The sequence below is a fragment of the Embleya sp. NPDC059213 genome (assembly GCF_042754445.1).
Classification (GTDB): domain Bacteria; phylum Actinomycetota; class Actinomycetes; order Streptomycetales; family Streptomycetaceae; genus Embleya.
Genome location: NZ_JBHZAV010000012.1, coordinates 1 through 22,809 on the forward strand (window position 1 = coordinate 1; position 22,809 = coordinate 22,809).

At 70.1% G+C, this 22,809-nt stretch carries 18 protein-coding genes and 3 pseudogenes; 14 read left to right on the forward strand and 7 right to left on the reverse strand.

Going from position 1 to position 22,809, the window contains the following annotated elements:
* Positions 1-322: 322 nt before the first annotated feature.
* From ACFXMF_RS07065 to ACFXMF_RS07080, 4 genes are all read left to right on the forward strand, one after another.
* The gene (locus tag ACFXMF_RS07065) at positions 323-1,924 is read left to right on the forward strand and encodes an ISL3 family transposase (RefSeq protein ID WP_379989098.1); all 1,602 of its coding nucleotides are present in this window, start codon (positions 323-325) and stop codon (positions 1,922-1,924) included.
* A 1,134-nt stretch (positions 1,925-3,058) separates the two neighbouring features.
* Positions 3,059-3,607, forward strand: a complete 549-nt coding sequence (locus tag ACFXMF_RS07070; RefSeq protein WP_379989097.1) for a SigE family RNA polymerase sigma factor — start codon at positions 3,059-3,061, stop codon at positions 3,605-3,607.
* Positions 3,604-4,182, forward strand: a complete 579-nt coding sequence (locus tag ACFXMF_RS07075) for a PASTA domain-containing protein (RefSeq protein ID WP_379989096.1) — start codon at positions 3,604-3,606, stop codon at positions 4,180-4,182. Before ACFXMF_RS07070 ends, ACFXMF_RS07075 begins: the two co-directional genes overlap by 4 nt.
* A 48-nt stretch (positions 4,183-4,230) precedes the next feature.
* Positions 4,231-4,494: a hypothetical protein gene (locus tag ACFXMF_RS07080; protein ID WP_379989094.1), complete on the forward strand. Its 264-nt coding sequence runs from the start codon at positions 4,231-4,233 to the stop codon at positions 4,492-4,494.
* A 1,224-nt stretch (positions 4,495-5,718) separates the two neighbouring features.
* Here ACFXMF_RS07080 and ACFXMF_RS07085 read toward each other — a convergent pair.
* Positions 5,719-5,889 carry a hypothetical protein gene (locus tag ACFXMF_RS07085; RefSeq protein WP_379989093.1) on the reverse strand — a complete coding sequence of 57 codons (171 nt, stop codon included), beginning with the start codon at positions 5,887-5,889 and terminating at the stop codon, positions 5,719-5,721.
* A gap of 390 nt (positions 5,890-6,279) precedes the next feature.
* Between ACFXMF_RS07085 and ACFXMF_RS07090 the strand changes: the two genes are divergently transcribed.
* The gene (locus ACFXMF_RS07090) at positions 6,280-6,411 is read left to right on the forward strand and encodes a hypothetical protein (protein ID WP_379989092.1); all 132 of its coding nucleotides are present in this window, start codon (positions 6,280-6,282) and stop codon (positions 6,409-6,411) included.
* Positions 6,412-6,808: 397 nt separating this feature from the next.
* Here the strand turns inward: ACFXMF_RS07090 and ACFXMF_RS07095 are convergent, their stop codons facing one another.
* The gene (locus tag ACFXMF_RS07095) at positions 6,809-8,452 is read right to left on the reverse strand and encodes an MFS transporter (RefSeq protein WP_379989091.1); all 1,644 of its coding nucleotides are present in this window, start codon (positions 8,450-8,452) and stop codon (positions 6,809-6,811) included.
* A gap of 145 nt (positions 8,453-8,597) precedes the next feature.
* Here ACFXMF_RS07095 and ACFXMF_RS07100 point away from each other — a divergent pair, with 145 nt between their 5' ends.
* Complete coding sequence (locus ACFXMF_RS07100; protein WP_379989090.1) at positions 8,598-9,551, forward strand: helix-turn-helix domain-containing protein; 954 nt, start codon at positions 8,598-8,600, stop codon at positions 9,549-9,551.
* Positions 9,552-10,015: 464 nt separating this feature from the next.
* A pseudogene (locus ACFXMF_RS07105) lies at positions 10,016-11,252 on the forward strand (ISL3 family transposase); the annotation flags it as partial.
* Between the two features lie 483 nt (positions 11,253-11,735).
* Here ACFXMF_RS07105 and ACFXMF_RS07110 read toward each other — a convergent pair.
* Positions 11,736-12,056: an integrase core domain-containing protein gene (locus tag ACFXMF_RS07110; RefSeq protein WP_379989088.1), complete on the reverse strand. Its 321-nt coding sequence runs from the start codon at positions 12,054-12,056 to the stop codon at positions 11,736-11,738.
* On the opposite strand from ACFXMF_RS07110, the gene ACFXMF_RS07115 reads away from it, so the two are divergent.
* Complete coding sequence (locus ACFXMF_RS07115; protein ID WP_379989087.1) at positions 12,055-13,455, forward strand: IS30 family transposase; 1,401 nt, start codon at positions 12,055-12,057, stop codon at positions 13,453-13,455. The genes ACFXMF_RS07110 and ACFXMF_RS07115 overlap by 2 nt on opposite strands.
* Here the strand turns inward: ACFXMF_RS07115 and ACFXMF_RS07120 are convergent.
* The gene (locus tag ACFXMF_RS07120; RefSeq protein WP_379989086.1) at positions 13,400-13,750 is read right to left on the reverse strand and encodes a DDE-type integrase/transposase/recombinase; all 351 of its coding nucleotides are present in this window, start codon (positions 13,748-13,750) and stop codon (positions 13,400-13,402) included. The two genes, ACFXMF_RS07115 and ACFXMF_RS07120, sit on opposite strands and share 56 nt — an antisense overlap.
* A gap of 37 nt (positions 13,751-13,787) precedes the next feature.
* Positions 13,788-14,006 (reverse strand): annotated as a pseudogene (locus ACFXMF_RS07125) (IS3 family transposase); the annotation flags it as partial.
* Positions 14,007-14,140: 134 nt separating this feature from the next.
* Here ACFXMF_RS07125 and ACFXMF_RS07130 point away from each other — a divergent pair.
* Positions 14,141-15,292, forward strand: coding sequence for an IS30 family transposase (locus ACFXMF_RS07130; protein WP_379989085.1), 1,152 nt, complete (start codon positions 14,141-14,143; stop codon positions 15,290-15,292).
* 114 nt (positions 15,293-15,406) lie between these two features.
* A pseudogene (locus tag ACFXMF_RS07135) lies at positions 15,407-15,652 on the forward strand (IS3 family transposase); the annotation flags it as partial.
* 573 nt (positions 15,653-16,225) lie between these two features.
* Here the strand turns inward: ACFXMF_RS07135 and ACFXMF_RS07140 are convergent.
* On the reverse strand, positions 16,226-17,209 hold the full coding sequence (locus ACFXMF_RS07140; protein WP_360314942.1) for an alpha/beta hydrolase: 984 nt from the start codon (positions 17,207-17,209) through the stop codon (positions 16,226-16,228).
* A gap of 386 nt (positions 17,210-17,595) precedes the next feature.
* Between ACFXMF_RS07140 and ACFXMF_RS07145 the strand changes: the two genes are divergently transcribed.
* Complete coding sequence (locus ACFXMF_RS07145) at positions 17,596-18,327, forward strand: Helicase associated domain protein (RefSeq protein WP_380020557.1); 732 nt, start codon at positions 17,596-17,598, stop codon at positions 18,325-18,327.
* Positions 18,328-19,424: 1,097 nt separating this feature from the next.
* Here the strand turns inward: ACFXMF_RS07145 and ACFXMF_RS07150 are convergent.
* Positions 19,425-19,775, reverse strand: a complete 351-nt coding sequence (locus ACFXMF_RS07150; protein ID WP_379989082.1) for a hypothetical protein — start codon at positions 19,773-19,775, stop codon at positions 19,425-19,427.
* On the opposite strand from ACFXMF_RS07150, the gene ACFXMF_RS07155 reads away from it, so the two are divergent.
* The 3 genes from ACFXMF_RS07155 (at position 19,747) to ACFXMF_RS07165 (ending at position 22,718) form a co-directional block, all read left to right on the forward strand.
* Positions 19,747-20,340: a hypothetical protein gene (locus tag ACFXMF_RS07155; protein ID WP_379989081.1), complete on the forward strand. Its 594-nt coding sequence runs from the start codon at positions 19,747-19,749 to the stop codon at positions 20,338-20,340. The genes ACFXMF_RS07150 and ACFXMF_RS07155 overlap by 29 nt on opposite strands.
* Positions 20,341-20,937: 597 nt before the next feature.
* Positions 20,938-21,444 carry a DinB family protein gene (locus ACFXMF_RS07160; protein WP_360314948.1) on the forward strand — a complete coding sequence of 169 codons (507 nt, stop codon included), beginning with the start codon at positions 20,938-20,940 and terminating at the stop codon, positions 21,442-21,444.
* A gap of 680 nt (positions 21,445-22,124) precedes the next feature.
* Positions 22,125-22,718, forward strand: coding sequence for a hypothetical protein (locus ACFXMF_RS07165; RefSeq protein WP_379989080.1), 594 nt, complete (start codon positions 22,125-22,127; stop codon positions 22,716-22,718).
* Positions 22,719-22,809 lie beyond the last annotated feature (91 nt).

The following is a 22,809-nucleotide window of genomic DNA, read 5'->3' on the forward strand; positions in this document are numbered from 1 at the left end:
GTACGGCCGGGCCAAGCCCGACCTCCTTCGCAAGCGCATTCTTCTCTGCCACTGAAGATCCACATCTCGTGTTTCACCAAACTCGCGACAGAGTCTGAGTCCTCCCTGCTGGCGGCCAGATAATCAACGCGCTGGCGGCCGATATGCCCGGGTCTGCGTCACATTCCGGGAAGCGCCTACGGTCGGTGACGATGGAGCCTGGGGGCGCGCGTCGTTCGAAGGGCGCGGTTGCACGCGCCGGAGTCCCACGCACGGAACTGATGCTCCGTCAGCATGTTCCTGAAGGATGGATCGAGCGGCGTGTGGTCCGCACGGTCGGTCCATGGAGATGTCGATGTCATGGTGGGCCGGGCTGCTGTTTCCGACGGCCGGGGTGCGTGTCGAGAGTGTCGAGGTCGACGTCGACGAAGTCCGCGTCCGCGTCCGCGCGGCGAGCAACGCCGAATACGCCGCGTGTCCGGGCCGCGGTGCTTCGTCGGCGCGGGTGCACGACCGCTATGTCCGGCGGCTGGCCCACAGCACGGTGGCCGGCCGCGCGGTCGGAGTCCACCTGGCCGTGCGCCGCTTCGTCTGCGCCGACCGGGGGTGCCCGCGACGGACGTTCGTCGAGCAGATCGACGGACTGACCTGGCGCTACGGCCGACGAAGCCGCGCTCTGCGGACGGTGCTGGAGCGGATCGCACTCGCCTTGGCGGGCCGCGCCGGCGCCCGATTGGCGGTCGGACTGGGCGTGTTGGTCGGCGCGGCGACCCTGCTGAGGCTGATCCGTGCGCTGCCCGAGCCGGAACTCGACCATGCGCCCAGGGTGCTGGGCATCGATGATTTCGCCACCAGGCGCGGACACGTGTATGCCACAGTTCTTGTCGACATCGAGGCGCACCGCGTCATCGACGTGCTGCCGGACAGGACCGCGGACACCCTCGCTGCCTGGCTCGACGCCCATCCGGGCGTCGAGATCGCGTGCCGCGACAGGGCCGGCGCGTATGCCGAGGCGGTCCGCACCGCCGCGCCCGATGCCCAACAAGTTGCTGATAGATGGCATTTGTGGCACAACCTGTGGGAAGTCGTGGAGAAGTGCGTCCTCGCGCACCGCGACCACCTCGTCGAACCGGTGGATGCCGAGTCGTCGGAGCGCGAGCCCGAGGTCGGCAGGCCGGTGCCGGGTGTTGTCGAGGGCGCGTTGTGGGTTCGCAGCCGGGAGCGGTACACGGCCGTGCAGGACCTGGTCGCCAAAGGCGTGGGGATCTCGGCGATCGGTGAGGCCCTGGGCTTGGACCGCAAGACGGTGCGGCGGTTCGCGCACGCGGCCTGCGTCGAGGATGTCCTCACCGTGCATGCCGCCCGCAGTCGCGGCACGCTCCGGCCCTATCTCGGCCACCTCCACCAGCGGTGGAACGAGGGCTGCACCGACGGCGCCGTGCTGCACGCCGAGATCCGCGACCTCGGCTTCCGGGGCGGCCGACGCACCGTCCGGCGCTGGCTGCAGCCCCTGCGGGCGGCCGGCCGCCCGGCACCGCGAGTGGTCGAAGCGCCGACGGTGCGCCAGGTCACCCGATGGCTCACTCGCCATCCCGACTCGCTGGCCGCCGAGGAGACGCTGCAGCTCAAGCGTGTCCTGGCCCGAAGCCCCGAGCTCCGGTACGTGTCCGAGGCGGTCCGCGAGTTCGTCGAGATGATGCGGGACCGTCGGGGACGCGAACTCCCCGACTGGATCGACCGCGTCGCTGCCGACGGCAGTCCGCCCCTGCGCGGGTTCGCCGTGAACCTCCGCCGCGACCTCGACGCCGTGGTCGCCGGCCCGTCCCTGCCCTGGAACAGTGGCCCGGTCGAAGGCGCCGTGACACGCATCAAGTATCTCAAGAGGCAAATGTTCGGACGGGCCAACTTCGACCTCCTGCGACTTCGGATCCTCAACCCCAACTAATCGACTCTCACGGAGAGTTGCCGGTCCCCGGAATGTGACGCAGACCCGTATCCACTGACCGCTGTCACGCCCGCAACATCGGTTCGGCACAACCACGCCAGGAACCACCGACCGGGCGTTCCAAGCCGAGGCGGCCTCATCCTCCGCCCACCGGTCTTCCCAACGGAACCGACCATCCGTCCCAGATCCTGCAAAACCACAGGCCACAAGCCGGACGAAGTCGAACAAATCACCAAAACCACAGGTCACACACCAAGATCCAAAATCCCAGATCCTGCAAATCCACTGGTCAACACATGATCGACCGACAAGACCCTTCAAAGCAGCCGGGACGAAGCAATCGACAGGCTCAGGCCTCAGATCGACAACCCCACCCGAAAGTCGTAAGGAAAACCAGACAGGAAACCGAAAGACGCCCCACAGGAACCGCCACGCCAGCGACACCGGTTCACCTCAACCCCGGCCAGGACCCGCCAACCGGACGTCCCAGACCTCACCCGCCGAAACAGCCCGCCCCCGTCCACAGGTTTTCCCAACGGAACCGACCATCCGTCCCAGATCCTGCAAACGCACTGGTCAACACATGATCAATCGACAAGAACTTTCAAAACAGCCGGGACGGAGCACCCGACGCGGTACTGCTGGGGTGGGTGGCGGCGTGCGGCGGGGCCGAGGACTGCCCGCTCGGATGCGCGGTGCACCTCGGCGAGGTCCTGGTCGTGTGGGATCCCGGGGAGTGGCACGGGATCTCGTCGCACGGGTCCGCCGACGACACCGCGACGGTGGCGCGGGCCGCCGAGCGGATCGCGGCCGAGGTCGCCGACGGCCGGTGGATCCTGGGCGCCGACCCCGACGACGGGGCGCCCCGCCCCGCCGGCCCGGACGAACTCGCGCGTGCGGTGCGCGCCGCGAGCGGGGACGCAGATCGGTGGCCGACTGCGGGCCGCCCGCCCGGCGGCCCTCCGTTTTGCCGGGCCCCGCCCGCACCCCGGGCGGCAGCGGCGCGAGGTCCTGGGACACCCTTCCGTCCCGGCTGTGATTCACGTCACTGCCGGCGGCTCGGTGCAGCACCCGGCCCCGTTCCGCCGTCATGGGGGCAGTGATCGGGACGGGACGAGGAGAGGAGGTCGGCGGGTGAGGTTTCGCAGGAGCGGTCCGGGCGACGGATTCACGGAGTTCGTCGCACAGCGGTCGGGAGCGTTGTTCCGCACCGCGTATGCGCTGACCGGTGACGTGCACGTGGCCGAGGATCTGGTGCAGGAGACGCTGGAGCGGGCGTGCCGACAGTGGCGGAAGGTCGCGGTGGCGGACTCGCCGGAGGCGTACGTGCGCAAAGTGCTGGTCAACCTGGCCAACGACCGCTGGCGGCGGCTGTCGCGCCGGGGCGAGCGCCCCGGGCTGTCGGGGGTGCCCGAGACGGCCGACCCCCGGGACGGGTTCGGGCAGGTGGATCTGCGCGCGGAACTGATCGAGGCACTGCTCGGGCTGCCGATGGGCATGCGCAGCGTGGTGGTCCTGTACTACCTGCACGATCTGGACGCCCGGCAGGTCGCCGACGTCCTGGACATCTCTTCGAGTGCGGTGAGGTCCCAGCTCGCCCGCGGCTTGGCCAAGCTGCGCGATTCCGTATCGGGCGCCCAGGCGCCGCACACGCCGTCGGCCGCTTTCGGAGGTACGAAGTGAGGAACACGTCGTCCGGACCGGCCCCGTTCGAGCCGGGCCTCGAAGCCGAGCTGCGTGCCGCGGTGGCCTCCTTCGCCGACGGGCCGACGGCGCCGGTCGTCGACGCGGCCGCGATCGAGCGGGCCGTCGGCCGCAGCCGCACCCGCCGGGCGCTCCTCGGCACCGCTGCGGCGTGCTGCGTGCTGGCGTGCGCCACGGTGGGGTTCTTCGCGCTGGAGCCCGTGCCGCCCGCGCCCGGCGCCTCCCCGTCCCTGTCCCCACCGGCGAACGGGGCGTGCACCCCGCTCGCCACCGGCACCCCCAAGAGCGGAAGCGCCGATGCGACTCCGACACGGGAGCAGGAGCAGACCGCGGGAGCGGGCATCGCGCTGCCGGACCTGGCCGGCATGCCGGTCGAACAGGCCGAAAGCCTGCTGCGCGGACTCGGACTGAGCTGCACGATCATGCGGCACACGGACTGGAACGCTCCCGCCGGGCAGGTGATCGGCAGTCACCCCCGGGGCGGCGCAGAACCGGTGGCACCGGGCTCGTCCGTCCTCCTGCTGGTCTCGACGGGCAAACCCGGCAGAACCTGAGCGACCGGGCTCTTCGGCCCGCGCACCGGCCGAGTGACCCAGGGGCCGGTGCCGGGCAGTCCGTCGACTCGGTACTCGGCCGCCCGCGCCGGACTCGACGGCGCGAACGACGTGATGTTCGCGACGGTCACCGCGATGTCCCCGGACGATCGGCGCGGCGCGGCGAACACCGCGATCGACACGCTCGCCGGCGTCCTGGGCATGGGCATGGCCGGCCCGCACTGCGTGGAGCCGGGCCAGGCGGGCCGCCTCGGTGGTGGTCTCGTCGGCGCTGCTGCCGCCGTCCGGCCGGCGGTCCGTGCGGGCCGGTAGATCGGCGGCGATGCGGGTCTCGGCGACCGTGGGCACCCGCACAAGACCGTTCAGCTCCACGGCGGCCCCGTACTGCAGGGTCCGCAGGGCGTCCCGGCAGAGCAAACCCGGGTCGGCGCGAGAGCAGTCGCGGCGTCCGCCCGCCCCACCCCCACCCGGCCAGGGATGTCCCGACCTCTCGGACCCGGTACACGCGGCGCAGCGAGCACGGTTCCGACGCGTGAACACACCGCCCGCCACAAGGAATTCCCCATCGCGTTGCGCGGCCTTCCCAAACCCTGCGACACCGCAGGTCAACCGACCCATCGCCGAAAGGCACACCCACCACCACAGACCGAAGCCCCATGTCACCAAGCACAGGCCGATCTTCTCGATCGGTGCCGCACCCCAGGTCAGAGCACCGCACCCCGAACCCGCCGTTGAGAAGAGGCACCGCTGCGCGCACCCCGCGTCCGGTCGTCCTCTCGAACCCGGGAACCGAACCCACCGAACCGCAACGGGGCGTTGGCGCCCGCATCTCGGGCGAGCCTGGCACGGCGTACCTGTCAACTCGGGAGTTCGGGCCGGGACGGTGCCGGGCGGTATGCATTCGCTGAGACGGACGAGGTTGGTTCCGGCGGCGACGAGGACGTGTCGGACGTGGGTCTTCGTCCGGAGGGGCCGGCTCGCCCGGACGTCGAACGGCACCCGCATCCCCGGTCCGTTCGTTCGACTCCCACGCCCCGAAGATGTCGGACGCCGCTGCCCGGGCGTGCCCGTACACGGACTTCCATGGCGCTCCGGCGGCGGGTTCCGGCCGGGTTCTCGTCGAAGTGCCCGACCCGGGCGTGGCCGGCCTCGTCCACGAGCAGATACTCGATGGCGTTCCCGACGGAGAACGACGAGGTCTCACGGTCGAGCGTGTCGAAGACCCGGACCCGATTCGCACATGCGCCCGACGGAAGGGGACGCCAAAGGGAATTCTCAACCGCGTTGCCCGACCCCCTCACACCCTGCAGCACCGCAGGTCACCGGACGTCCCAGACCTCACCCGCCGAAACAGCCCGCCCCCCGTCCACAGGTTTTCCCAACGGAACCGACCATCCGTCCCAAATCCTGCAAAACCACAGGCCACAAGCCAGACCAAAGCCGAGCAAGACGCAAAACCCAGGCCACGCACCCAAGATCCAAAATCCCAGATCCTGCAAACGCACTGGTCAACACATGATCAATCGACAAGAACTTTCAAAACAGCCGGGACGGAGCAACCGGGACGCGGCGCGGGAGCAGGCGCGGGGCCTGGTGGAGCGCGATCGTCCTGCCGTGGCCGGGGTCGCCGTACACCCACAGGATCCCGTGGGCGGCGACCGTGTGGACGAGTGCCTCGGTCACCGCGCCGAGTTGGCGCGTCGACACGACGTGCGCGCCGGGTGTGTACAGGCGCGCGCCGCCGGCGAACGGCGACGGCCGGCTCGCGGTGGGTTCGGTCCCGGCCGCGGCCGGGGTGTGCTCGCCGGTGGGCGGCGAGGTGATCCGGCCGGCCTCGCAGGCCGTGCCCGGGAGCGCGAGTTCGGCCAGGGCGCGGTCGTAGCGGTCTCCGTCGCGTCGGGCAACGCGCGGGTCGGGAGATCCCCCGGGACACGGCCCGCACGTTGCTCTTCCTGCACGGCGCGGTAGAGCATCGTCAACGACGGAAGCGGGTTCGCGTTCGATGACGGCAGGGCGTGGTTCGGGTGTTCCCGCATCCAGTCGTGCAGGGCCTTCACGTTCCCGCCCACATCCGACAAGCGCGCCCACAACGCGTCCGTGACGGTGAAGGAATGCCGCCGGGCGGGTTCCGCCCGTCCGGACTCGCGGGCGATCGCCAACCAACGCCACACCGTGCGCGGCGCCACCGAGGCCGCCTCGGCGGCGATCCGCACGTGGACCGTCTCCTAAGACCCGGCCTCGTCCAGCGCGAGAAGACGGCCCACCACCAACCGGCGCGTCAAAGCCCGGTCCCGGGACACGCACGCAGCCGACCACGCTTGCGCGGCAGCAGCGGACGGTGGCGGGGTGCGGGACTCGTCCGGGGCCGAAGACACCGGCAGTGGAGACGACTTCACGCTCATACCCGCAAGCACACCCCGCCCTCGGGCCGAGCGACACAGGAATGTGCATCCCCACGACAGCCAGGACACGCATGTGCCGGCCGCTGTCGGGCAGCCCACGACAGCAATTCGGTCACCCCGTGGCAGCCATGAATCCCGCGATCAGACCGACAAAGCCCAGCTCAACAAGGAGAAACCGGGCTCGGAACCGCTGTCACCAACCCGCTGACACCACCCCCACACACTCACAGTGCCCGCACGGAGGACGAGGACGACTGACCGATCGAATCGACAGACCCGGCAGATCCGGCTGGACCGGCAGGCGCGTCTGGATCGGCCGGACCGGCAGGCCCGGCTGAATCGGCGGGAGGCTGCACGGCCTTCGGGAGGGCCAGCGCGGCCGGAAGGCCGATGAGGGCGCCCACCGCGACCACCGCCACGGCGGTCCGGATCCCGCCCACCGAGACCAGCACCGCCAGGCCGGCCCCGGAGCCGAACTGGAGTGCGGTGGAAGCCAGTCCGGAGGCGGCGCCCTGCTCGGCATCCGCGACGCCCGACGCTGCGGCAACCCACATCGTGGTGAACACAACGCCGGTGCCCAGCCCGAAGGCGACGATGCCGGGCAGCAGCGCGGCGTACGACGACCCGTCCGTCATTCCCGCCGCCAGCACTGCGGCCCCCAGCCCGGCGACCGCGAACCCGACCATCAGTGTCCGACGCACACCCAGACGACCCGCGAGGCGCTCACCCGCGAGATTGCCCACCGTGATCGACAGCGTCGGCCCCAGGAACGCGACTCCTGTGCGCAGCGCCGAAAAGCCCATCTCATCCTGGAACCACAACGTCAGGAAGAACGGCACGGCCTGCAAGGTCAGCCCGAACACCAGAATCACCCCGGTCGCGGCCGTCAGCCCGCGATGCGTGAACAGGCGCAGCGGCAGCAGCGGATCGGCCGTCCGCGACTCCACCGCGACGAATCCCGCGAGCAGCAACAGCGCCACTCCCGCCGCACCCGCAACCCGAGGATCCGTCCACCCCCACTCCGGTCCCTGCGCAATCGCGAACACCAGCAGCGTGAGCCCGACCGTGCCGGTCAACGCGCCCGGGAAGTCGAAGCCGGGCCGCGCCGCGCCCGCGCCGTCGCGCCCGTCGTGCTCCTTGCGTCCGGCCTGCCCCTGGCACGCCTTGAGTTCGTCGTACTCCCTGCCTCCGTCCTGTCGCTCACACCCCTCACGCCCCTCACACCTCTCGCGCCCACCGCGCCACGCCGCGTCCGCGGGCAGCAGCGCGAAGGCGGCGAGCCCGGCGCCCACGACCAGCGGGACATTGACGTAGAACACCGCCTGCCAGCCGCACGCACTTGTCAGTACGCCGCCGAGCAGCGCCCCCAGGCTCAGCCCGCCCGCTCCCGACACCGCCCACACCGTCAGCGCCCGGGTCCGCGAACGCCCCTCCGCGAACAGCGTGTTGACGAGCGACAGTGTCGCGGGGAACAGAACCGCCCCGCCCACGCCCTGCACGGCCCGCGCGCCGATCAGCGCGCCCGGCGCGGTGGCGAGGCCGCCCAGGAGCGAGCCGACGCCGTACAGCGCCATGCCGAGCACGAACATGCGGCGTCTGCCGAGCAGGTCCGCGAGGCGGCCGCCAAGGAGGAGGAGTCCTCCGTACACGACGGCGTACGAGCTGACGACCCATTGCAGCCCGTGGTCGGAGAAGCCGACATCGGCGGCGATCCCGGGCAGCGCGACGTACACGATCGTGAAGTCGAGTGCGGTGATCAGGCCCGCGAGGGCAAGGAGGCCGAGTGTCCAGGCGGGGCGGGTGGGGCGGGTGGGGTGTCCGGGGCGTTCGACGTTGGCAGGGCGTGCGGGATTGGCAGGCGACGGCATGGGGCCGACCTCCGGAAACGGCCTCGGGAGTGAGGCGGGCGGCTGGGTCGTTTCCCAGCCTGGACGGGCCGCCGCGCGCTACCCAGGTCCCGGCTTTGCCTACGCACCACGTGATCACCTTCGCGCGGCCGGTTATGGTCGCGGTGTGGACGCACGTGTCGAACTGAGCGAGTTCCTGAAATCCCGCCGGGCCCGCCTGAGCCCGGAGGACGTCGGACTGCGGGCGTACGGCGGCCGCCGCCGCGTCGCGGGACTGCGCCGCGAGGAACTGGCGGGTCTCGCCGGCATCAGCGTCGCGCACTACACGCGGCTCGAACAGGGCAGGTCCGACAGCGTCTCGGCGGAGGCCCTGGCCGCGATCGGGAGGGCGTTGCGCCTGGACGAGGACGAGCGGACGTACCTGAACCAACTCACCCGGCCCGACGCCCGCACATGTCCCGAGACCGCCGCCCCGCCCCGCGCGGGCCTGCGGCACCTGGTGGCGTCCTTCGACGCGACCCCGGCGATCCTGGTCGGGCGACACACCGAGATCGTGGCGTGGAACCCGGTCGCGACCGCGCTCTTCGGCGACTTCGCGGCGATGCCCGAGGGCGAGCGCAGCATCTCCGACCTGATCTTCCGCCGCTCGGACGTCCGCGACCTGCACGGCGCCGGCTGGGAGCGCACGGCGGTCGAACACGTTGCGCACCTGCGGGTGTTGTCCGCCTGCTACCGCGGCGACCGGCGCCTCATGGCACACATCGAACGACTGCGCGCGGCCAGCCCCGAGTTCGACCGGATGTGGTCCTCCCATCCCGTCGCCCGCGCGGGCGGCCGGTTCTACCGGCTGCACCACCCCGTCGTCGGCGACCTGGACCTGTACGGCGAACTCGTGACCCTGCCCGTCGACCTCGAATACAGCGGTCTCGACCTGTTCGCCGCCGAGCCGGGGTCCCCGTCCGAGCGGGCACTGCGCCGCCTGGCCGACCTGTCCCGCGAGCGGGACTCGCCCTCGCCCCCGCCCTCGCCCGCACAAGCGCGCGCTGATGCCGCGTTCCTCGAAGGGCGTACACGAGCCGGCGCCGTGACGTGCGGGTCCATGAAGCCGGCCTGCCCGTAGCACGTGGCTCGTGTCCGAACGTCGGGCTCGTGCGTGGCCGGCGGCGACGAGTACGCGGAATACCATTCCATCGGTGTCGGCTCGGAGACCCGGAAGGCCGCGGCATCGAGCCGGCAAGGTGTCGATGTTGTCGCCAAGCGGAGTTACAAGCGCCTTGCCCGACGCGTGAGCGTCGCAGCCGAGCGGACTCCCGGCAGCCGATGACGAGCTCGCCCCCACACACTGGTCGCATCGTCGGTTCAATCCGGTCCGAATCCGCAGTGGCTCCGAACTGGCGGCTGCCGCCTAGCACTTCGTCGACGGTGAACATCGCGTCCGGCGCCCGCACGCGGTGCGGGTGACGTACCCGACCGATTCCTTGGGCACGGCCGGCGCCGACGCGCCCGGACGACAGACCCGAGGCGACAACGGCCGTCGCACCCGCCGGTCACCGTGCCGGGCCGGGCGCCTTGCCGAGGTTGGGGATGGAGCGCTACCAGCGGCGGACGGTGCGGCTGCTCGCCCAAGTCCGTGCCGTGGTGCGGGACCTCGCAGGTCGTGCAGGCGCACGGACACTGAAGGCGCTCGGGGCCGGGCTGTCGCGATGCACCGCGCTGCGTGTCGGGCAGACATCCCGCTGCCGGTCCGCCGGGTGCCGCGGGTCCTGGGCGTCGACGACTTCGCGCTCAAGCGCCGCCACCGCTACGCGACGGTGCTGACCGACGCCGAGACCGGCGAACGCACCGACGTCCTGCCTGGCCGCGGCGTCGACGCACTCGAGGCTTGGCTTCGTCGACATCCGGGTGTCGAGATCGTGTGCCGGGACGGCTCGGGCGCCTACGCCGAGGCGATACGCCGCGCCCTGCCCGACGCGGTGCAGGTCGGCGATCGGTGGCATTTATGGCGCAACCTGTGTGACAAACGCTTGCCGAGGTCCGCTCGCACAGCTCGTGCCGGGCCATCGTCAACCCGCCCCGGCCGGGTGGCGTCCACGAGCAGACCACACGCGAGCGTTGGCACCAGATCCACGACCTGATCGGCAAGGGCGTCGGCCTGCTCGAATGCGCCCGTCGACTGGACGTGTCCCCGAACACCGTCAAACGGTACGCACGCGCCCGAGAGCCCGATGCCCTGCGGCGCGCCCCGCGCTACCGGCCCACCCTCGTCGACCCGTATCGCGAGCACCTCCGCATACGCCGGGCGACCGACCCTTCGGTCCCCGTGCCCCAGCTCTTCCGCGAGATCAAGGAACTCGGCTGCACCGGCAGCTTCAACCTCCTCTACCGCTACATCACCCAGGGACGTGCCGAGGGCGACCGGCCCGTGACCACTCCCAGCCGCTTCGCCCGCCTCCTCCTCGCCCACCCGGACAACCGCCGGGACAAGGACACCGAACTCATCCGAGATCTCACCGCCGCTTGTCCCGAGATGACGCAACTCGGATCCCTTATCAGCGAGTTCGCCTCGCTACTGGCCCCCGCGGCAGGGAACGACGCCGGACTCACGGCATGGATCGCAGCCGTCCGCGCATCCGACCTCCCACACCTGCACGCCTTCACCAACGGCCTCGAACTCGACCGCGCGGCAGTCGACGCGGCCCTCACCATGCCCCACCACAACGGACGCGCCGAAGGCGTCAACACCCGAACCAAACGCATCATGAGGCAAATGCACGGACGAGCCGGATGCCACCTCCTTCGTCACCGCATCCTTCTCCCGTGACGCTCACAAAGAGCTACCACCGGATGTGAGACAGAGCCGAACTTTCTACAGTCCCTCGGCGCACAGCTTGGCGATTGGGGTTGCTGTAGTAGGCCTTGTCGCGCACGAGTTCCTCGGACGTCACGACCTCGTCCCACGGATGTCACCGAGCGAAGGACCCCTGCCTGCCATCGGACACCGGCACCCACCGAACCGGACCGGACCGGGGCGGCTCGTGAGTCGCCGTGTCGACCGAAGCCGTACGCGGCTGCGACCGCGGCACGACTCCACTTGGCCTCGAATTACCGCAAGCATGGGCATATGACGTCAGAAGACGGGCTCCGGCGGGGGGCCGGGCCAGGTATCGGGGTCGAGCATCTGCCACAGGGGGTGGGACAACCCTTCGGCGCCGATGTCGTCGACCTGTTCCATCCAGGGCGACGGGGACTGAGGAGCCCCGCGTTTTCCGGACGGGTTGATTGCTGTTGTTCTATGCCACGAGGTTCAATCCCGCTCTGGGTGCAGGACTTCGTGGGGTGTGCGATAGCCGAGTCCGGAGTGCAGGCGTCGGCGGTTGTAGAAGCCCTCGATGTATCGAACGACTTCACCCCGTGCCTTCGCGTGCGTGGTGAAGACGTAGCGGTGGAGCCATTCGTTCTTCAAAGCCCCGAAGAATGACTCCGCCAGGGCATTGTCCCAACAAACACCGGTGCGGCCGACGGACTGCCTCATCCCGTGACCGGCGAGCGACTTCGCGAACTCTTCGGACGTGTAATTGGTGGATTCAACCGGTCGTCGCAACACCTGGATGTGGAGGTGTTGCATGGGAAGACCGGTCGGGTGGATCACGCAGTTCGCCGGGCGTCCGGCGATGCGTTCGCCGGGTCGTCCGCCTCCCCGGCGGGAGGCGGAGCGGGCCTTCTGGGCGAGGATCGCCGAGGGCTTGACGAGCGAGGACGCCGCGATCGCGTGCGGTGTGTCGGGTCCGGTCGGTTCGCGGTGGTTCCGCAAGGGTGGCGGCATGCCGCCGATGCAGTTGGATCCGCCGTCGGGTAGATACCTGTCGTTCGCCGAGCGTGAGGAGATCGCGCTGCTCACAATCCAGGACGTGGGGGTCCGCGAGATCGCGCGCCGCCTGGGCAGGGATCCCGCCACGGTCTCCCGGGAGCTGCGGCGCAACGCGGCCACGCGCGGCGGCCGGCTGGAGTACCGGGCGTCAACCGCGCAGTGGAAGGCCGAGTTGGCGGCGCGGCGGCCCAAGATCACGAAACTGGCGGGCGACGAGCGGCTGCGCACGTATGTGCAGGACCGCCTCGCGGGCGAGGTCCGGTTCCCGGACGGCACGCCCGCGGCAGGGCCGCAGGCGTCGCGCTGGAAGGGGCGGAACAAGCCCCGCCGTCAGGACCGTCGGTGGGCCACGTCGTGGAGTCCGGAGCAGATCTCACGCCGGCTGACGGTGGACTTCACCGATGATGACTCCATGCGGATCTCGCACGAGGCGATCTACCAGGCCCTGTTCGTCCAAGGACGCGGAGCGCTCAAGCGTGAGTTGGTCGCGTGTCTGCGGACCGGGCGCGCGCTGCGTGTCCCGCGGGAACGGGCGCGTCACCGCGTCCGTGGCCACGTCACGCCGGACGTGGTGATCAGTGAGCGGCCCTCGGAGGCGGCCGACCGGGCGGTGCCCGGCCACTGGGAGGGCGACCTGATCATCGGTACCGGCCGGTCCGCGATCGGGACCCTGGTGGAACGCACCACCAGGTTCACCATGCTGCTGCACCTGCCGCGGATGGAGGGGTTCGGCATCGAAGCGCGGGTGAAGAACGGCCCGGCGCTCGCCGGCCGCGGCGCCGAAGCCGTCAAGGACGCCATCGCCACCACCATCACCACACTGCCCGAACAACTACGCCGATCGCTGACCTGGGACCGCGGCACGGAAATGGCCCGGCACACCCAACTGCGCATCGACACCGGCCTGCAGGTGTACTTCGCCGACCCGCACTCACCCTGGCAGCGCGGCACCAACGAGAACACCAACGGCCTGCTGCGTCAGTACTTCCCGAAAGGCACCGACCTGTCACGGTGGAACGCCGACGAACTCCAAGCCGTCGCCGCCGCACTCAACGGCAGACCCCGCAAAACCCTCGACTGGAAGACACCAGCCGAAGTCCTCAACGAACAACTACTATTGATCCAACAAGGCGGTGTTGTTGCGACGACCCCTTGAATCCAGGGTTGCCACCTCGATCGGAGTGAATGACGGCATCCGGTTCGATGCGTATCCGTTTCGCGGCCATGTCCAGGGCCGACGATATCAGGGAGGTCTTGAAGTGGTCGGCCACGGCCCAACCGACAACCGCTTTGCTGTGGCGGTCGATGACCGTGGCCAGGTAGAGAAATCCTTCCCACGTGGGGATGTAGGTGATGTCGCCGACGAGTTTGGTGCCGATCCGATCGGCCTCGAAGTCGCGTCGGATCAGGTCCGGGATCCGCGGGTGGCTTCCGTCGCCGAGTGTGGTCATCCGGCCGCCAGGGTCGCGGTTGGCAGGCCACCGGGCCCAGTTCGCGCATCAGGGTCCGCACCGACTCGGGCGATACGGCCTCGCCCGAGCGCGCCAGGACGGCGTGCACACGGCGATATCCGTACGTTTCGTGGTTCGCCGCGAAGATCTCGCGGATCATCGTCTTGAGGCGTGTTCGTCGGTCGGCGGTGGCGGAGACGGGTCGGTCGCGCCATTCGTAGAATCCGGATCGGGAGACCCCCAACCATCGGCACATGTCGGCGATGCGAAATTTGGCCTTCTCCGCTTCGACGAGCGCGTATCGCGCGCTCACCCCTGTTCGCGCGCGAAGAAGGCGGAGGTGCAGTCAACCCGTCAGCGCAACATCCCAGGTCATAGAGGATGTGGCGCATGGCAGGGTTGGGTCGTCCGGGTATGTCGGACACACAGAAGCGTGAGTTGTGGGACCGCTGGAAGGCCGGCGAGTCGATCAGCGAGATCTCACGGGCACTGGCCAGGCCGCCGGGGTCGATCTTCACGATCATCAAGTCCAACGGCGGCTACGTTCCACCGGTCCGGCAGCGGCGATCGGGGCAACTGAAGCTCGCCGAGCGGGAGTCGATCTCGCGGGGCCTTGCCCGGGGTGACTCGATCCGCTCGATAGCTCGCGTCCTGGGTCGCGCTGCCTCGACCGTCGGCCGGGAGATCGCCCGCAACAAGGGCCCCGCCCACTACCGGGCCGTGGATGCCGAGGACCGCGCCCGGGACCGCGCCCGGCGCCGACAGCCGTGCCGGCTCGCGACGAATGCACGGCTTCGAGACTTCGTGGCCGAGAAGCCGGCCGACGACTGGTCACCGGGGCGGATCTCCGGCCGTCTGGCCAAGGTCTGCGCTCCTGGATCGGAGATGCGGGTGAGCCACGAGACGATCTACAAGTCCCTGTTCGTCCAGGCCCGCGGCGTGCTTGCCAAGAAGCTCCGGAAGCATCCGAGGTCCGGCCGTCCGACGCGCCGAAACATCCACAACACGGTTACCGGGCAATGGCGTTCGCAGATCAAGGAAGCGGTCTCGATCAGCGAGCGGCCCGCCGAGGCGGACGATCGCGCGGTTCCGGGCCACCGGGAAGGCGACCTTCCCCTCGGCCGAGGCCTGACCCGGATCGCTACAGTCGTCGAACGCTCCACCCGCTTCACTGTCCTCGTCCGGGTCGACGGGCGGGACATGGCAACTGTCACCGCGAGGCTGTCCGCAAAGATGCCGGAGCTGCCCGCCGACCTCGGAAAGTCCCTCACCCGGGACCGCGGCATGGAACCGGCCGGCCACAAGGACGTCACCGCCGCGACCGGCCTGAGCGTGTACTTCGCCGACCCGCGAAGCCCCTGGCGGCGCGGCACGAACGAGAACACCAACCGCCTGCTGCGTCAGTACATGCCCAAGGGCACGAGCATGGAACACCTCACCCGGGGCGACCTCGACAAGATCGCATTGAAGCTGAACACACGTCCCCGGAAGACCCTCGACTTCGACACTCCGGCCGATAGGCTGGAGCCCCTGTTGCGTTGACGGGTTGACTGCACCGCGTCTTTCTTCGCGGCCGAGCTCGACCGGCCACACACACTCGTAGCGTTCATCGACGAGCACCGGGACCGCTTCGGCGGAGTCGAGCCGATCTGCACCGTGCTCACCGCACACGGCTGCAGCATCCACCCGTCCACTTGCTACGCGTACAAGAAGCGCGGTGCCTCGGCGCGCTCCGTTCGCGATGCGGAGCTGACCGCCCTGATCCGGAACGTCCACGAAGGCAACTACGGCGTCTACGGCGTTCGCAAGGTATGGGCCGAGTCGAAGCGCCGCGGCCACACCGACGTCGCCCGATGCACCGTCGCCCGGCTGATGAAGGACGCCGGGCTCTCCGGCGCCGTCCGCGGCCGCAAGGTCCGCACGACCCAGGCGGACCCGAGCGCCACGCGAGCGTCGGACCTGTTGCGACGCGACTTCGTCCCGACGGCGCCCAACCGCGTGTGGGTACTCGAACACGTCGCCCACACACTCGGACTCACACGCCTCACGCCCGGCCCCGACCACCTCTTGCGGTCCTGGACCCGCCACCACACCCGACCCCGAAAACCCCGCGCCGGGGCCGATCCCCGACCGCCGGCAAACCGGGGGCAACCAGTGCCAATGGCATTCCCATCAGAACTGCACAAAATCTCAACGCATCCCACAACACCCGCGAAACCCACTACAAGTGCGAAAACCCCAGCTCAGACATACCGCCGGGCCATACCCGAACGCCCCACCCCACACCCGAAAACCAGGCCCGCCAACACCGCGCCCGGAACAACCATCCCGACACAACCACGAAACCCCAGCCCACACACCCCACCAAAACCCACCACCAACGACCACCCACAGCAGCCCGGGCACGCGTGTCGGACACCGCTCCCGACCGACGCCGCGCAACGCGGATCGCGATGCGCGGCGGCCGGGGCGGGATCAGGAATCGAGGAAGCGCAGCAACTCCGCGGTGACGAACCGGGGGTTCTCCTCGACGAGCCAGTGCCCCGCGTTCGGCACGTCCACCGCCCGCACGATGTTGGTCATGAGCGGGGCCGCGGTGCCCCGGGTCGCGTCGAGCTGCCCCTGGGCGGTCATGAGCAGGGTCGGAACACGAACGGGCGTTGCCGCCTTGGCATCGCGGACGTCCTGGTCCAGTGCGCGGTAGAGCTCGAAGCCGCCCGACAGGACCTCGGGCCGACGGTAGGTTCGGGCGTACTCGTCGATCTCGGCGTCGGTGAACGGGGATCGCTCCGAGGTGCCGCCGAACGCCGTTCCGCCGAACGAGACCTGGGGGTAGAACAGTGCCAGGTACTCGCGGACGTCGTCACCGACGACCGCCTCGGGGACCCGCCGCTGGGAGTGGAAGGCGATGTGCCAGCTCAGTGAGCGGTAGGTGGGCGCATCGATCGCGGGCCCGGGCAGCGGCAGGTCGAGGTAGCCCAGGCGTGCGGTGTCGGCGGGGAACCGGGCGGCGTACTGGAACGCCACCGCGGCGCCGAAGTCGTGCCCGACGACGCGGGCGTCGCGCAGTCCGAGCCGATCGGCAATCAGGGTGTGCACGTACCGCGCCAGGGTGGCCTTGTCGTAGCCGGTCGGGGAGCCGGAGCTGTCGCCGAGGCCGGGTAGGTCGACGGCGTAGACGGTGTGGTGCTCGGCGAGCGCCGGCATGACCGGCCACCAGCCGAACCAGGTCTGCGGCCAGCCGTGGATCAGCACCACCGGCGGACCGCTTCCGCCGGTCACGTAGTGCATCCGGACGCCGTCGACGTCGGCGAACTCGTGCCGGAACGTGCCCTTGAACCCCGGGGCGTCCCGGGTGGCGGCGGCGTAGGCGGGAACGTCGTCGTCGGCTTGCGTGCCGCACGCGACGGCACCGATCGTCAGGAGGAAGGCGAGCACGGCAGTCGCCGACGTCCTCACGAGTCGGGGAGCGTGGCCCGAGGAGGGCCGTGGCGCGGGGATCATGGATGGTCCTGTCCTGGAGACGATGGTGAGGTCGGCGTCCGGCCGCCGTCGGAACGCGCTCAGTCTTGCCAGGCCCACCACGACCTGGCACGGGATCTTGCCGTTCCGGCATGAAGATCGCGGACCTCGACAGCGCTCACCACGGCGCAGCACGTCGGACCGATTACCACACCGGACAGCGACAGGGCCGTTCTTGGAACGGCCTGAGATCAATCGACGAGATCCCGTTTCGACCGTCGAAGCCGGGCGGGATCTTGGCATTTCCGGGTGTATTCGCGCCGGTATGCGGGTTCGAGCGGTGGCCGGTGGAGTTCCGGGGTGTGTGTTCTGGGGGTGTGGGCATGCCGAAGCGCCCCGTGGCCCGGGACGGTCGGGGCGCGCGGTTCGCGGTGCGGGGTTGGTCGTTCGGCTGGTTACTTGCAGGCGCCCGGCGGTGGTCGGGTGGTGTGGCCGAGCATCGGGAGCCGGCTCGCCAACAGGCGTGTCCAGGACCGGCGGGGCGAGCTTCCCGCCGGACGCAGCGCGGCGCCGGCGCCCTGGTCGAGGGTGAGCCGTGGCATCCGACGCATCGGCCGGTGGCGTGGCGGCGGCATCCGACCCACACGGCCGAGTACCCGGCCGAACGCGGCGACGGGCCCGGCTGGACGACGTGGGTCCGGACGTGGTGCGTCGCGGGACGTCGATCGGGCGGTGGGTGCCTCGGCGGCGGTCCGGGTGGGACGGGCCGAACGCGGCGCAGCGCGAGCAGCTGGGGTGGCGCCCGGGTCGACTGCGCCCGCGATGGTCGACGCGGCGGCCGAGGCCGGGGCGGTGGTGTCCGTGCCGGACGGGCCTCGGCCGAAGCGACGCGCGAGCAGGCGTGGGCGATCGCGGTGAGCGCGGCGGCGGCATACCGGGCCCGGGTCGGGCACCGGGAAGTACCGTGCAGGCATGTCGAGTCGGTGGTGGCGTTCGACGGATGGCCCGAGGACGTCGGGTCGAGGGTGTGGATCACCACCACCAGGAGCAGGCGGGCGAAGCTGTCGGCCGAGCGGATCGCGGTGCTCGACGCGCTCGACATGCGCTGGACGTGACGGATGTGTGGTCTGCGTCGGATCCGTGTGATCCGGCGGGCTGATCCGCATCGACCGTGCCTTGGGCGGGGACTCGGGGCAGCGCGGGGTGTGGGCGATCGCCTCGGAGTCGGTCCGCCCTGGCGGAACCCGGCGCGGCAGGGCGGTCCGCAATGTCGGGGAACTGCGGCGCGGGTGGTCCGGTGAGCGGCAGCGACTACCTCGAGTTGCTGCCGGTGCGGTGGCAGGCGGTCGGCGAACGCGGGATCCGCATCGACCAATGTCCAGGACACGATCCCCGCCGCGGATGTCGAGGTCCGGGAGCATGTCGGCGACCGCGGAAGGCATCGACGCCGACGATGACGCCACCAGGTCCGGCGCGGGGCCGTCGTGGCCGCCGTCGTCCCACTCGGTCACCAACGCGGTGTTCCCCAGGACCGCCACACCGTTGTTCGGTGGGGTACGGGGGGCGCAGGTCGCCGGACGGGCCTCGTTGGTCGAGTGCGGCGCGTTCCCGGCACGGCTCGGCACATGCCAACGGTTCAAAGATGATCACCGGAGTGGAAGCCGCCCTGGACCCGAAACACGCACCGGGCCGGGGCACTCCCCCGCCTCGCCGCCTACCTCCGCCAACGCACCGCCGGCCGAATCGGCAGCCCCCTCCCGCCTGATCCGCCAAGCCGCCATCACCGCGATCGTGGACGGCACCGAACACATCACCAACCGGCCTCGACCGGATCCGCCTCGACCACCACGCCGAAACCCCGCACCACCCCGGCACCACCACCGGGTCCCGCACACCCCGGCGGTAGACACACCCTGGCCCTGCAACCATGCAAAGCCCTGTGACCTGCACAAACACGGCCCGGGCCTTTAAACGCACAGGCCATGTGCAACACACCCGGGTGTTCTCGACGAAACCGCAATAATCCCAGGCCAGACCACACAACCCCGGCCTGGACGGCGCCGAAACGTTCTCATCCAACCTGCAGCAACACCCCAGCCCACACCACCACCCACACACCAACCACCACTGCGAAATCACACCCGCAGAAGTTCGCTGAGGGGTTGATCGAACTGTTCTCGTGTTGTCCGCGGACGTGGATGCGCTGCTGGTCTCAGACGTTTGGCCTGGTGGTGTTCCAGCCGTGTTCCAGGAGCTCGAAGGCGCTCTCGACGGCCGTTCGTGGATCGTCGCTCGCGCGGGCGAGGGCGGTGGTCTCGAGGGCGAAGTGGGCCAGTGCCCGGCAGGTGGGATTTCCTTGTGGTGCGCCGCTTGCCTCGGCGATGGCCTGGGTGAGCGCACTCTCGTGCCGCATCCACATGCGGTGGGCGTACTCGCTCAATGCCGGGGTTGAGCGGATGAGTTCGAGGAACTGTGCCATTTCCGCATCCTGGGAGAGGTGCGCGCCGGCCAGCACGTAGTTGATGCTGCCCCTGATGATCCCCGTCGTGGTCGTCTCCACCATCGCGGGCAAGGTCATGTCCGCCACCGGCAAGTACAAGGTCTTCCCGGTCCTGGGCGCCGCCCTCCTCACCGTCGGCCTGGGGCTGCTCGCGACCATGGGGACCGGCACGTCCCGAATCCAGACCTGCACGTACATGGTTCTCGTCGGTCTCGGGCTCGGACTCACCCAGCAGATGGCCGGTACCATCGCCCAAAACAGCGTCGCCCTGCGCGACATGGGCGCCGCCATGAGCTCGGTCACCCTCTTCCGCACCCTGGGCGGATCCCTCGGCGTCGCGGTCTACGGTTCCCTGTTCACCCGCGCCGTCCAGCCCCACGTGCCCGGCACCGACGGCACCGAGAGCGACGCGCACGCACCGGCTCACCTGCCCGCCGGGGCCAAGGACGCCTACCTGAACGCGATCACCAGCGCCACCCACCAGATCTTCCTCACCGCGGCGATCCTGTGCGCGGCCGCGTTCATCGCGGCGCTGTACGTCATCGAAACGCCCCTCCGCAAGGCAGGACCACCCGCCGGCGCCCAGAAGGACGCCGTGACGGGCAAGGCACCGGCGGCAACCACCTGATCCGGCGCCGCGACATGTCGCTCGCCACCACTGCTGCCGGGCCTCGCGTCCCGCACCGGCGGCGAGCCGCACCAACTGCCGGGCCGCGCACACGACTCCGCGCGCCTCGCAGTCCTCGCACAGCCCACACAGACCCCCAAGCCGCCAGGAGCATGTCGCGCCCCCGCGCAATCAAGGCGATCCCAACGGCCGGTTGTGGTGAACCTTGCCGAGTCGGGGCGTGCCCGCCTGCGGCTTCTGGTGGCATCCATGACCGCGCAAGTCCGACAGGTTCTGCCGGCGCGGATCGTTCTCGCTGCGGTCGACGGGCTGACCGACGCCGCGATCGCACGCCGGCCGCATCACATCGAGATCGGCATCCTTGAGGCGACCCCGTCCTCCTCCGTCCACGGGATTTCCCAGCGGAACCGAACATCCGTCCGGGATTCCGCAAAGCCACAGGCCACAGGCCGGACAAAGTCCAGTAGGACTGGAAACCCAGGTCACGCAGTCAAGATTCAAAGTCCCGGGCGTAGGCGACGGTGGGGGTGGCGTACCAGCCGGGACCGTCATTAAATGCCGCGACACCGGTCGTGGTGATCGGGGATGCTTCGCGTGATGACAAGAATCAACGACACACCTCCCGCGTGGGACGAACGCACTCAGCTCACCACGTTTCTCGACTACGTACGCGGCACCGCCCGCGCCAAGTGCGACGGCGTCTCCGAGGAGAACGCACGTAGGGCGCTGCTGCCGGGTTCCCCGCTGACGACCATGAGCGGACTGATCAACCACCTTCGCTGGGTCGAGTACTACTGGTTCCAGGTGGTCTTCCTCGGCGAGGAGGACCGGGGCCCGTGGACCGAGGAGGACCCCGACCGCGAGATGCGTATCGCCGTCGACTTCCCGCTCGCGCAGTTGCTCGACGAATACGCCGGACAGAGCGCCCGCTACCGCGAACTGGTCGCCGGGAACAGCCTGGACGAGCAGGCCCGGCGAGCCGTCCGCAACGGCGTCCACGTCGACCTGCGCTGGATCCTGCACCACCTCACCGAGGAGACGGCCCGCCACAACGGCCACTTGGACATCCTGCGCGAACTGCTCGACGGCACGACCGGCTCCTGACGCCCCCGGCGGCGGCGCCCACCCCTGCGCCCGCGCCGGGCCCGGCGGGCGATCCGAGAGGCGCGATCACCCACAGCGCGGAGCCGCCGATCGGCCGGTGACAACCTCGGTTCGTCACCGGCCGGCCGCGTCGGCGTCCGGGTTCCCGTGCAGGAGCTGCACGGCCGGTTCCTCCGGCAAGATCAGCGCGTTCGCGTCCTGGACGCCCCAGCGCCGTGTCCACCGTCCATTGGTTCGCCCGTACCCCGCGATGGCCGCCGCGTCCGTGCCCGATCAGCCCGCGCTTGAACCGGTTGTGGACGATCCCAGCCGCCCCGCGTCCTCATCTTCGCCTTCTACGCCGCCGTCGTGTCCTCCGCGTCGTCCATGGCCGTTCAACGCCCGAAGCCTCGGGAGTGACACCCGGCGGCACTCGCTCCGGTGACGTCCGCGCGGCGCCGACGGCGATCATCGCGTTTCCCGCCCGGTTGATCACCGGAGCGGCCGGTATCGGCACGAAACGGTGGTGGGCACGACGCACACGAGAGGCGACGGTCCCTTTCGGGACGCCGGTGTCTCGGCGCCCCGGGCGTGGGTGTGCCCCATCACCCCGGTTCGCCAGACGGCTTCGCGTTGCTGTACGGCTCGCGCGCGGCCACGGCGCCGGCCGCGGCGCGATAGGTACGGCCGTCGCCGACCTCATGCCCGACCACGCCATCGTCGAAGAGGACGTCCCGGCGCCGGAACCGGAACGCATGTCGGCGGTCCGAACTATGGTCCCGGCTGTGGGATTCTCGGGTACTTTCATCGTGGCGCGGGCCGATCGACCGCTGACGGATCTGGCATCGATGCAAGGGTCGGGCTGCGTGCCCGAATGGTGGGCGCGAGACGGGGCTTGGCAGATCCTGCAGGCTTCGCTCGGGGGAGATCCCCGGTCTTCGATCGTGAGCGAGACGCAAGCCCCGGTTCTCGTTGCGCACGTGCTCCACAGCGACTTCGTGACTGTTCAAGCCGCCGGTCCGAGCGGCCTGTTCTGGCAATGTGCCTTGTCCCCCGTGATGGCGCGCGACTACGGCTTTCCCGAGAAGTGGATCGGCGATGCGGACACCGTATTCCGACAGGCCTGCCTGTGGGCCCGGGAGGCCGGCCTCCGGCCGGACCCGTCGGCGTTGAGAGCCGCTCTGGTGGCAGAGGGCGATCCACTGGCCGAGGCCCTGGTCTTCGACCTCACGCAGGCGTTGGGCTTCCGATTCGACGGCGGCGCGCCCCTTGACCCATCGGTCACAGGCAGTTGAATCGTGCCCGCGCGAGGTCGACGAGGCCGGGCCGGGCGGTGGGTGGGTGGGTGGGTGGGTGGGTGGGTGGGTGGGTGGGTGGGTGACGACA